A 12,583-nucleotide genomic window follows, 5' to 3' on the forward strand; every position below is an offset into this window, starting at 1 on the left:
GTGAAACAACTGAAAATGACGTTTCTACTGAAAAGTATCACATTCAAATCATAAAAAGTTAAATCATACTAGAAAAAAAAATTAATGGTAAAAAGAGAATTTCCTTTTTATAGACAGTTAGATCAAATGGATTGTGGACCTACATGTTTACGTATGGTTGCAAAACATTATGGACGCGCATACACAATTGATTTTCTAAGGAAGAAAGCAAATATCACTCGTGAAGGTGTTTCTTTAGGAGGAATTGCAGAAGCTGCCGAAGATATAGGATTGCACACACTCGCCGTGAGTGTTGATTTTAAAACGTTGGTAGATGAAGTTCCGTATCCATGTATTGCACACTGGAGACAACGTCATTTTGTGGTTGTTTATAAAATAAGAAGAAATACGGTATATGTTGCAGATCCTGCGCATGGATTGGTAAAATATTCAAAAGAAGATTTCATAAAAGGTTGGATAGGAAGTAGTGCCGATCCTGAAGCTGCGGAAGGTTATTTACTATTGTTAGAGCCAACGCCAGAGTTTTATGAACTAGAAAAGGAAGAAAAAAAAGAATATGGTTTCAGGTTCTTATTTTGGTATTTCAAACCTTATAAAAGATATATTGCGCAGTTAATATTAGGACTGCTCGTTGGGAGTTTGCTGCAGTTGATATTTCCGTTTTTAACGCAATCCGTTGTGGATTATGGTATTAATTATGAGAATAAAAACTTTGTATTTTTAATATTAATTGCCCAGTTAACACTGTTTGTATCGCAAACTACGGTAGAACTGATTCGAGGTTGGATTCTGCTTCACATGACGAGTCGAATAAATATAAACCTCATCTCAGATTTCTTAATTAAGTTGATGCGATTGCCAATTGCGTTCTTCGATTCCAAAAATACGGGAGATATTATTCAACGTATTTATGATCACAACAGAATTCAGAGTTTCTTGTCATCAACGACATTAAACACACTGTTTTCTGCCTTTAACATGGTTATTTTTGGAGCTGTATTGGCGTATTACAACATGCAAATATTTGGAGTTTTCTTCATTGGATCTGCCTTATATATTGGTTGGACGTTGCTTTTTATGAAAAAGAGAGCCGAACTCGATTACAAACGATTCGATCAATCTTCAGACAATCAAAGTAGTTTGTACCAATTAATTTCTGGAATGCAAGAAATTAAACTAAACGGTTCAGAACGAAGAAGACGTTGGGAATGGGAAGCAATTCAAGTACGATTGTTCAAAATTTCCATTAAAGGATTAACGCTTTCGCAAACGCAAAATACAGGTGGACGATTTATTAATGAATTAAAAAACATCTTAATTACATTTATCGCCGCAACCGCAGTAATTGACGATCCATTATTTACGCTTGGTATGATGCTTTCGGTTCAGTATATTATTGGACAATTAAACTTACCAATTAACAACTTTATTACGTTCATTCAATCGGGGCAAGATGCAAAAATCAGTTTAGAACGTTTATCTGAAATTCATAACAAAGATGATGAAGAAGATCGTTTTGAAGATAATATCAAACAACTTCCAGAAGACAAAACAATTACGTTAACCAATGCAAGTTTCCGTTATGGAGGAAAAAGTTCGCCATTAATTTTAAATAATTTAAACGTAGACATTCCGGAAGGAAAAGTAACTGCAATAGTTGGTGCCAGTGGAAGTGGAAAAACTACGTTAATAAAGCTGCTGCTGAAATTTTATGACTTTAATGAAGGTTCAGTTTCTATTGGAAAAACTAGCAATTTAAAGGATATAAGTACCAAAGTTTGGCGTAAAGCCTGCGGATCTGTAATGCAAGATGGTTTCCTATTTGGAGATACGATTGCTCGAAATATTACAGAATCTGATTCAGAAGGAATTATAGATAAACAACGTCTGATTCATGCAGTAAAGGTTGCCAATATTGAAGAATTTATTGAAGAATTACCATCAGGATACAATACAAAAATTGGATCAAGTGGTGTGAATGTTTCTGGTGGACAGAAACAGCGAATTCTAATTGCACGTTCGGTATATAAAGATCCGAAGTATATTTTCTTTGATGAAGCAACAAGTGCTTTGGATGCGAATAATGAAAAAGTAATTATGGAAAACCTAAAGGAATTCTATAAAGGAAAAACAGTAGTTGTGGTTGCGCACCGTTTGAGTACGGTAAAAAATGCGGATCAAATTATTGTACTAGACAAAGGTGAAATTATAGAGCTAGGAAGTCACGAAGAATTGACCGCAAAACGCGGAGCATATTATACATTAGTAAAGAATCAATTAGAGCTAGGAAACTAATATGGCAAAGAAAGAAGAAGAAATAACGGAAAAAGAGGCGAAGAAGTCAAAAAAGGAAGAGAAGAAGGAGAAGAAAGACCAGGAAAGACGCAGAAAGATTAACGATCTTGATGAACGTTCGGATCAGGTAAAAGAAATCTTGGGGCAAGCACCTAATTGGGTTATCCAATGGGGAATCTCCGTAGTATTAATCATTGTGGTGATTTTCATAGCCGGTTCGGCATTGATGAGTTACAACGATATTATTCCGGCGCGTGTGACAATTACGTCTGAAAATCCGCCAGCACATTTAACAGCAAATGCTTCAGGAAAATTGACAAGCATTTTTGTAGAAGCTGGTCAAAAAGTAGAAGCAGATGAAGTGTTGGCAGTTATTGAAAACACTGCGAATTTTGAGGATGTAAAGTTGCTTAAACAAAAATTAGAAAACTTTGTACCTAGCGAAAGCGACTTTGATTCGTTGAACTACACATTTCCTTCAAAATTGAAATTAGGGCAAATACAGTCGGGTTATAATGCATTTAGAGCGCAATATCTCACGTATTTGAACTATGCAATTTTTAATGAAGACAAAAATCAGGCAGCAAATATACGTTTGCAGTTGAGTAGAGTTAGAAATAGAATGCGCAATAGTCAAAATCAATTGGATTATTACAATACGGAATTGGCAAATTCTAAAATAAGGTATGAAAAGTTCAAGCGATTGTTTGCAAACAAAAGTGTTTCTGAGCGCGAATACAAAGATCAAGAAAATTTATATTTAGGTTCACAACGTGCGTACGAAGGCTTATTATCTAGTATAGAAAATGATCAAAATTCGTTACTTTCTTTACAAAATAGTTTGCGCCAAGCATCTGTTGGAGATAAAAGTTCGGAAATATCTACCGATCAAAATTTAGAACAAGCTAAGCAAGATTTAGATAATCAAATCTTACAATGGGAACAACAATTTGTATTAAAATCGCCTATAAAAGGAGAGGTTACCGTTTTTGATATTTGGTCACAATACCAAAATGTAACTGTTGGACAAGATTTATTCACGGTAATTCCTGATGAAATAGAAGGAATTATAGGAAGAGTTTCATTTCCAGTTCAAAATTCAGGAAAAATTAAAGTTGGACAAAGCGTTCTTATAAAATTAGACAGTTATCCGTACCAAGAATGGGGAAGTTTGTCGGGAGAAATCATAAACATTTCAGGAGTTCCACAGATGAGCACGCAAGGCGGACTAGCAATGTATGTTGCGTATTTAAAAGTGAATTCGTTGGAAAGTTCCTTTGAAAAGGCTATTGACTTTAAACAAGAAATGGAAGGAACGGCAGAAATTGTCGTAGAAGAATTAACCGTTATGCAACGAATCTTCTATCAATTGCGAGAAGTATTTAGTAGAAAATAATAAAATAAATCCGTTGTGAATTTTACGATTGAAAATGAGTAAAATTTGTATCGAGAATAGAATTTTTTACATTGAACAGGTTCTCGATACGATTTTTCGTACCTCAAAATCACTCGAACAGACGCTTCATTATACTTTTGAATTTAAAATGCACAACGGGTAAAATAATTAAGTTGATATCTTTTTTTTTCATGATAAAAGCCTCGAAATTTACTTCGAGGCTTTTTGTATTGGTTTGGTTGTTTTATTAATTCTATGATTTCAATTTAATTTCGTATACCTACATCCACATTTCTTACGCCTACTATATCAGTTGCATTTCCAAGTGTTGCTGTATTGCCATTTGTCTGTGGGATACAATCGCCATCTAGTCTTGTATCTCCACAATTATCAGGATGTGATACATACATATCGTCGTCATATGGATTATGTGCGTTTTGTGCGTTGTGCGCTTCGTATGCACCTCCAAATAATATGTGGGGATTTCCAATTTTAGAAATCTTTACTTTTTTAAGTTTTAAAGTTTTCATAATACTTTAGTTGTTTAGGTTAACATTTAAATATGGAAATTTTTTATGAGATAATCAATTTTTTATAGTGACGCTTTATAAAACGTCACTAGTTATCATTCTGATTTTGAAGGCTTTTGATGTAGTAGGAAGGATACACATTTGTTTGTGCTTTAAAGGCTCTGGAGAAGGTTTCTGAGCGCTTAAAACCAAATTCTTCCGCAATAGCTTTAATGGTATATGAACGTAATTTTTCGTCATTTTTAAGTTTAACTAATGCCGCATTAATTCGTAACTCAGAAAGGTATGATTTGAATGGTTTTTCTTTATAAGTATTAATTACATTTGATAAATACGTCGTATTTGTCTTTGCTTTTTTTGCTACATAACCTAACGTACAATCTTGTCGTAAATACAATTCTTTCTCTTCAAAAATGGTTAATGCTTTTAAAATTTGCAATGCATTTTCATCTGTTACAGGATTGGAAGTTTCTTTACTACTGACTTCGGGAGTTATTTTTTCTTTTGGTTGTTCAAGCTTTTCAATAGTTACCAATAATTGCTGAAAACGTATTTTGTTTTGATGTTGTTTTCGTTTAAACCAACTAAAAAATCCAATTAATGAAACTAGCAATACTGCTGAAATTATATATAAATAAGTTGCTCTTTTTCGTTGTTTCTGATTTTTGGTATCTAAAGAATCAATTTCCTCTTGCAGTGGAACAATATCATATTTTTCATGGATATTATTGTTAATACTCATATTAATGCTGTCATTCTGTTTATCTAACGCAGCGTATTTATTCAAGTATAATATGCTTTTTTGTTGTTCTCCAATATTGGCATAGCAAATAGCAAGAAACTCATATACTTCCTCTATTTCAGGTGTTTCCACTTCTGTGCTGTTAATAATATCTTCAAATTTTTTAAAATATACAATGGCACTGTCGTACTGTTTTAGTTTTAAATAACTTTTTCCGATATATAAATAAGGTGTTGTAAGTGATTGGTCGTTGCCAAAATCAGTAATAGACTTAATGGTAGATTTTGAAGAAGCAATACTTTTCGTATACTGCTGTTGTTGAAATTGTATAATGATTTTATTGGCGTTTAAGTAAAGATATAAATCATTGTACTCACTTTTTTTTGCTATTTCTAAACCTTCTTCCGTATAGGTTTCTGCCGAATTGTAATCTTTCATTCTAAGATACGTATCTGACAAAAATGCCAAACTTGCTACTTCTAATCGAGAAAGATTTTTCAAATTATTTTTTCGAATGATGCTTAAATTTTCTTTGAAAATCGCTGCCGCTTCTACCAAATCTTTGGTTTGTTTTTTTATAAAACCAATGTTATGTGAAATCTGTAAAACATCATTCAAATTCCCCATTTTGTCCGCTACTTTTTTAGCCAATAAATAAGTGTCTAAAGCTGTTTTATAATCGCCGCCAGTAGAGGCAATATTTCCTTTTAAAGAATAATTTTGTAAAATTAAAGAATCATTAGAAAGTTGTTTTCCTATAGTTAACGAAGCATCTGTATAATAAATAGCGCTGTCATATATGCCTAATTTATAGGAAATCATGGCTTTTTTATATAATGATTGTGCAATTTTTTTTTCGTCTTTTATCTTTTTTGATCGTTGATATATGGCTTCTGCATATACTTTAGCAAGTGTCGGATTGTTATGGCGTTCTACTTTGTATAATTGTTCCAATTCCTCATACGATTTTCCTTGTAAAGAATCAATTTGTGCATTCAGCGAAAGCGAATATAAAAGAAGAACCACGCTAATTATACTATGAAACGCTGTGAAAAATGGTTTTTTTGTATGCATGGTTTGGATATTGGTGTCGATCAATCTATACAAGTATAACGGTTTTATGTGTAGAAAAAAAATACCTACAATAAACAATCTCATTACGGCTATAACTAACCATAATGAGATTATTGCAACTTATACCAATTATCACTTAAAATGGCAGTTTAAAATCGTCTCTATTTCCTTTCTATTTTGACACAAAACAGAACCGTAACTGATGCTATACTTAAGTTTTCTACCTCACATAAAGAAAACATAATTCAATTTTTTACCAATCATTTTAAACATTATTTGGTATTACTTATCGTTACACCAAGGTCTTCCGCTTGGAGCTGGACCGCATGCTCTACAATAAGAAGTACAATCTGAGTTTGTAGGCCCAGCACCAACAATGTTTTGTGTGGTAAAGCTAGAAATCACTTTTTTTGATAAGGTTAATTTTGAATGTTGTTTTTCATAATTAAAAGTTTTTAGGTTTATAAAACAACAATGCAGTTCTGAAAACGAGGGAATGTATACTATATCATAAAGTTACAATAAAAAAGTGAAAATTTCAGTATCTAAAAAAAAGGTCTAAACATTGCTGCCAGACCTTTAACTTGTGTAGTTTTTAAGAATATTACTTCTTTGCTTTATTCATATGCTTTTTACGCGCAATCATTGATTTGTAATATCTGTACAAGAAATCGTAACAAACCATTTCGTGAATTCGGTTTTTTGACTTAAATAATCGATTCATTAACATGTGCATGTAACTTCCCATAAGGTCGTTGAGCGGCATGAGCAATGTTCCATCTTCATTGTGTTTTAAAATGCCAGCAACCGTTTCCACAATTCCTTCTTCTTTCGCTGTTAAAACGTCTAAAATTGGTTCATAATCAGGGTTTTCTTCTGCGGTAAACACCATAAATTCTTCAATCTTCTTGCGTTCGGCTCTAAACTTGTCGTCCAATTGCTTTTTTAGTGGTCTCGACATTCCAAATTCGTTCCCGAATCCAGTTTTTAAACGATCCATGAGTTCTAGTTTCTCATCATCAGTATAGCCGTAACTTGTTAAATGTGAATCCATTGCACGAATTGAAAATAACCAACGCAATTCTTCGCCTTCATCACCTTCAACCATATCAATAAAATCGACCATCATTTTACTGTCGTGATAGAATAAATCTTCACCCAATTCCATAGTGTTAGATCCATAACGTTCTATTTCTCGTTGGTAGGTATCAATTTGAATTTTATAAATTAAATCTTGATCGATAAATTCTTTAAACTTCGGATACAATCCGTTGATAATGTGTCCAACGTTTTCAGGTTTTGCATAGTGAAAACGAACTCTTATATGATGTTTTGGATCGGCGTATCGAATAAAAAACCATTTGTCAATAATGCCGTCTTCTATAAGCTGTTCTGCTATTGGTTTTATAATCTCCGTTAGCACAGCATCACAGGTTTTTGGTCCTGTATATATTTTATAATACAGCCAACTGTCTCCTAAAATAAAATTTCTCTGTATTTCGTTATTCATTGGGCTGCTTGCTTTGAGTTAATTTTTCTTCGTTATAAAATGAAACTATTACTTGATTTGTGTAATATTCATTTCCTTCTTTTACAACACCCGATTCACTAAATAGAAATTCGGTAAGTTTGAATGAACCTCGTTTGCTTACTGTATCTAATAACATACGAACGGAAGTGAGGTTGCCAAAGTTAACAAGCAATTCATTATCTCCATCAGCCAGCATTACATATTGCGGAATTTTTAAGCTGTCGCGTAATGTTTTTATTTCGGCAGAAAGTTTTTCGTTATCCTTTTTTGCTTTTAGCAACGGTTCAATGTGGCTTTTCTTTAAATTCCAAGCAGCATCGTGCAAGATTAAATTGTTAAATTCTACACGTGGCAAGAAAGGATATTCGTTTGCAAAAGGACCTAATCCAAATCCAACGCCACTTCTAATTCCTTGCGTTTGCATATCGGATAGAAAGTGATAAATTGGCAATGAATTGGAAGAATAATTGTGCGCATTGGTTAAATGTGGCACAACTTCTTTGTTATATTTTTTAGAACGTAATAATACTTTGCTATGATTTTTTACAGAAACCATCAAATCGTCAATTGGTAATTGATCTTCTTCGTCTTTGATAGATTTTGCTAAGTATGGAATTTCATATTTACGTAAATCTGGACGCATTAGAATGTTACCAACTCTCGATTCTGGAAGATGCACAATTTCTGCTAAGATTTTATCTTTGTTCATCTCCGCTTCCATGTCTACCATTTCTTGTGTATACTTAAAAAGTTCTGGATCACCGTGGCAGAAACGTCCTAATAAGTTTGCTGCACTAGATCCGCCACCGCCGCTAAACTTAATTTTTTGTTCACCATTTTTATCTTCTAAAATTTCAATCATACACGACATCGTATCTGGAAGATCGTCCCAGTTGAGGTCATAATCCTTAAAATCGGCAGCGTCAATTTTGATAATATAATCATCATTTTTGAAGGCTTCTATTAGTTTATCTTGAAAGTATGAATTAATCGATGACCAACGTACTTCCATTATTGGATGTTTGGATTGTCTTCCAGGAATCATAATATTATCCACTAACGGATTTACATCTCCAGCACCTTGATCTTGTTTGTAACCAATTCCGATTTCAACATCTAACGCCGTAGAAAGTGGCACTTCACGTTCTTCAAATCGTTCGTGAAACGCATCTTTAAATTTTGTGAGTGTTGTCGTCGTTTGTGGAAATGTGAGTCTGTTTAGTAATGCATATCCTTTTTGGATGTCATCAATAACCGTAGTACTTAATGTGTTTTTCGTGTTTTGTAACACCATATCGGTTTGGAACATAAATTTCAGTTCGAAATCAGTGTCTAATTCCTGTAAAAACTCACTCAACTCTAAGTATACTTTCGGATTGTTTCCGATAGATTGGTCAATTTTGTTTATTTTTTTGTCAGCTTCTTTTAATGCCGCCAATATACTTTCAACACCTTGCAAACGTTCCAATACATTACATATTTGATCTAAGAATTCAGGGCCAGAAACCGAAGGTTCAAGTTCACTGATGAGTAATTGGCTAGACACCAATTCTTCAATGAATTCTGTAGCTTCTTCCATCGTAATTTCATCATCAACCAATAAAGATGCAAGCTGTGATAAAGATGCGCCATGAGAAGCTTTTTCCAATACAATTGCTAAATATTCTGTATCATCAACCGCAACAATATGGTGATGTCTTCTACTGTTGAAATATTTGTATTCTATGTAGCGTAATTGCGGTCCGGCTTTGTAAATACTAGAGTTTGGAAAGAAGAGCAATTGTTCTCTAATTTTTTTATTGGTAACCAAATCTTGCGAAAGCGCTACTAAATAGTTCATATCTAATCGCGTGTGACGCTTATTTTGATCGGAACCTTTGAGTTGAATTTCTGTTTCTTCACCAAATTCACCTACCGAACATCCAGCAAATAGTCCAAACGGCGTACATCTAGAAGACATTCTAGAAATATATTTTAAAATAGAATAGCGTAATTTTTGTTCTTTCTTAGCGTCGTCCATTTCACCGGCGAGCCATCGATCTATTTCTTCAAATAATGAAGGCGAAGCTAAAAATAGTGCTTCTCTCACAATAGGATTTGTACAAACGGTTCTAAAATCTTCCTCAGAGATTTCTTGTTTAGAAGTCAATTTTTGATAGGAAGTGAATGAGAAAAGTGGTGTTCGTAATATATATTTTGAAAAATTCTTATATGGATTTTTACTCATCTGTTTGTTGTTAGCTTATCATTAAACATTCATCCCAATTTGTATCGTAATCTGCTAAATAGTCAAGAATACTTAATCCAATTCCAGCAATTCCTTCTAGCAATGATGTTTCTGGTGCCCAACTTTTGTCAACACCTTTCCATTGCATATAGCCAGCATATCCTTCTTTGTGAGTTCCTCGGTCAATTCCGTCTTGAATCCAAAATTCAAAAGCATCTTTAAATTCTTTGTCGCCAGTTTCTTTGTACATTCTTAAAAACATTTGCGCATTTCCGTACGAACCGTGACAAAGACCAGCATCTCTTACTAAACTGTCTTCTTGCTTAATTCTTGCAGCAGAATGTTTTAATACTGCAAGAGCTGTATCTCCTAATGCTTTATCGTTTAATGTTTTTGAAGCAAACCAAAAGCGCATAGCAACACCAAGATCGCCATAACACCAAGCCAAACGACTTTGCCCGTTTTCGTCTTCTTTGTTATCGGTAATCCAACTTGGGAAGATAGAAAAAGCTTCCATATCGTCAGTTTTATGACTCATGATATAATTGATAGCACCTTTTAACATTGGTTCCGATTTCGCTTTGAAATCATCGTATACGTGAAGTTTTGTTAAGATCCCTACAATGCTCGACATTCCGTGAGATAGACTTAAGTTATAGCCTTTCTCTTTGGTTTCGATGCTCAATTCAGAAATCCATTTTGTTTTCCCGTCGCCGGCATCTTCAGACATGTCTTCTAACAAGTCTATAAATTCGTTTAAGATGGTTTTATATTTATCTTTTAATTCGTCTGATTTTGTATTTCGGTACCGATTAAGGAAGTAAAAAGCATATCCAATAGCACCATGAAGGAAATCGTAATTTCCGTTTTTCATGTCGGTTACCATGAATGTGTGTATGTATTGATCTAATTCTGGAAGTAAATCGTCATTATCAGCATCCATAAATTCTTCTTGCTCCAAATGATCTAAAACCCAACCTGCACCGGCAATACCTGTACAAAACGTTGGATAACTGTATCCTTCATTGATTTTGTCAATACAATCGGTTAGCATTTCCACACCAATATCGGCATGATCGTCAATATCAAGATACTTTGAATAGTAAAACTCAAACAATGAGACACCAGCCAATCCAGCCAAAACTCCTATTTGAGATTCTTCTTTATATTTCGATTTAATAATTAGGTCAATTTCTTTTAACTTTTCTTCTAAGAGCTCTTTATTCATAATTTTCTAGTAATTCAAGTTTTGGTCTACCTCAAATTAAAGGCTTTTTTTATTTTCTTACAAGCGTATGATGCAGTATAACCAATAAAAAGTGGAATAAGTTATCGAAATTTATAAAAATGAGGAAGAAACTTGTGTTATTTTAACTTTTTGAGTAGTTTTTTTGCTTTTTCGTAATTGTAATTACCTGAAATTTGAACTAAGGAATTTAAAACTTTCTTTGCATTTTCAGCATCGTTTTGTTTCAAATATGTTAATGCGGTATACCAATATGCTTTGTGCGCATCAATTGTATTGCTATTTTTTAGCGTGTTAAAAGTTTGAATAGCTTCCTGATAATTTTCAAGTTCCAGTTGCGAAACACCAATATAGAGTTGTATTTGTGGATTGTATGTGTTGTTTTCTTTTTCGTACTCTGTGAAAATAGTTAAGGCTTCTTGGTATTTCTTTTCTTGAAATAATTTGCTCGCTTTCGCTAGATTATTCTCAGCCGCACTTTTTGTTTGAAAAGATGGTAATGTATTCCAATCGTGGTATTGCTCAAAAGCGTCATTTGCTGTAATTGATTGCGTAAACGAGAAATAAAACAACGAACATACAGCCGCTATTGCAACAGCAGAAGAAATATAATAGAAATAGGATTTTCTGTTTTTTGTGGAAGTTTCTTGAGTAGTATGCTGTTGAATGGCGCGGATCTTTTTAGACAAATCAACAACATCATCGCCTCTAAACTCGTTGGCAAGTGCTTTTACATCTTCAATAGAAGCATTACTTTTTATAGTCCATGTGTCTTCGTTATACACACTATCTAGTGTAGAAAACGTTTCTACAAATGAAGCGAGTTCTGTGTCATTTTTAAGTAAAGCTTCAAATGCGGTTTTTTCGGCTTTATCCATCTCGTTGTTCAAATATGAGGCAACTTGCTCATATGTTTGGTCATCAAAATTCATAATTTCTTTATTTTAGAAAACTTAGCATCTTCCTTAATTAGTTTGGTTAGTTTGGCTTTGCATTTAAAAACACGTTGTCTCGCGACTACTTTGGACGAATATGAAAAAGTTTCTACAATTTCATCATACGAAGTACCATTAAACAATAATGTCAATACTTTTCTACAATTCTCAGACAGTAACTGAAATTTTTGAATGTACAATTCCCACTGTTCTTGTTCAAGCAATGCAAAAGCATTTTCTGTTTCTTTATCTTCAAGTTCAACAACAAGGGTTTTTGTTACCCGTTTTTTATTTAATTCTCTTCGCCAAAGATTTTTGCAAGTTGTAAAAAGGTACGCTTCAAAAGACGAATTGATAGTAAGTTGTCTGTTTTTGAGTCGAATATACAATTGAATCAACGCATTGTGAAAAACATCTTCGGCATCGGTAGTATTGCCTTTATTTTGAATAACAAAGGTTCTGACCTTTGAAAAAAATTGATCATAAATTTCTTGTAAAACAGTTTCTCTTCCTGTGCGAAGTCCTTCAATAAAATAAGCATCATTTGACATAAAAAAATAGGGTTTGCAAAAGCAGTTCTAAATTTAATGAAATAAATCGGGTAACA

General features: G+C 33.4%; 9 protein-coding genes. 2 read left to right on the forward strand and 7 right to left on the reverse strand.

Annotated features, from left to right (window positions below):
* The first annotated feature begins 84 nt into the window (after positions 1–84).
* On the forward strand, positions 85–2,295 hold the full coding sequence (locus tag IMCC3317_RS15460) for a peptidase domain-containing ABC transporter (protein ID WP_160130395.1): 2,211 nt from the start codon (positions 85–87) through the stop codon (positions 2,293–2,295).
* Between the two features lies 1 nt (position 2,296).
* Complete coding sequence (locus IMCC3317_RS15465) at positions 2,297–3,691, forward strand: HlyD family secretion protein (RefSeq protein WP_160130396.1); 1,395 nt, start codon at positions 2,297–2,299, stop codon at positions 3,689–3,691.
* A 266-nt stretch (positions 3,692–3,957) separates the two neighbouring features.
* Here the strand turns inward: IMCC3317_RS15465 and IMCC3317_RS15470 are convergent, their stop codons facing one another.
* The 7 genes from IMCC3317_RS15470 to IMCC3317_RS15500 form a co-directional block, all read right to left on the reverse strand.
* Entirely contained in the window at positions 3,958–4,221 is a 264-nt protein-coding gene (locus IMCC3317_RS15470) for a hypothetical protein (protein WP_160130397.1), read from the reverse strand.
* Between the two features lie 88 nt (positions 4,222–4,309).
* The gene (locus IMCC3317_RS15475; RefSeq protein ID WP_160130398.1) at positions 4,310–6,037 is read right to left on the reverse strand and encodes an AraC family transcriptional regulator; all 1,728 of its coding nucleotides are present in this window, start codon (positions 6,035–6,037) and stop codon (positions 4,310–4,312) included.
* Between the two features lie 604 nt (positions 6,038–6,641).
* Complete coding sequence (locus tag IMCC3317_RS15480) at positions 6,642–7,547, reverse strand: thiopeptide-type bacteriocin biosynthesis protein (RefSeq protein ID WP_160130399.1); 906 nt, start codon at positions 7,545–7,547, stop codon at positions 6,642–6,644.
* Positions 7,540–9,795: a lantibiotic dehydratase family protein gene (locus tag IMCC3317_RS15485; RefSeq protein WP_160130400.1), complete on the reverse strand. Its 2,256-nt coding sequence runs from the start codon at positions 9,793–9,795 to the stop codon at positions 7,540–7,542. The genes IMCC3317_RS15480 and IMCC3317_RS15485 overlap by 8 nt, the downstream gene beginning before the upstream one ends.
* 10 nt (positions 9,796–9,805) lie before the next feature.
* Positions 9,806–11,023, reverse strand: coding sequence for a lanthionine synthetase C family protein (locus IMCC3317_RS15490; RefSeq protein ID WP_160130401.1), 1,218 nt, complete (start codon positions 11,021–11,023; stop codon positions 9,806–9,808).
* Positions 11,024–11,160: 137 nt separating this feature from the next.
* Positions 11,161–11,973, reverse strand: coding sequence for a tetratricopeptide repeat protein (locus tag IMCC3317_RS15495; protein WP_160130402.1), 813 nt, complete (start codon positions 11,971–11,973; stop codon positions 11,161–11,163).
* Complete coding sequence (locus IMCC3317_RS15500; protein ID WP_160130403.1) at positions 11,970–12,527, reverse strand: RNA polymerase sigma factor; 558 nt, start codon at positions 12,525–12,527, stop codon at positions 11,970–11,972. Before IMCC3317_RS15500 ends, IMCC3317_RS15495 begins: the two co-directional genes overlap by 4 nt.
* Positions 12,528–12,583 lie beyond the last annotated feature (56 nt).

This window comes from Kordia antarctica (assembly GCF_009901525.1).
GTDB classification, from domain to species: Bacteria; Bacteroidota; Bacteroidia; order Flavobacteriales; family Flavobacteriaceae; genus Kordia; species Kordia antarctica.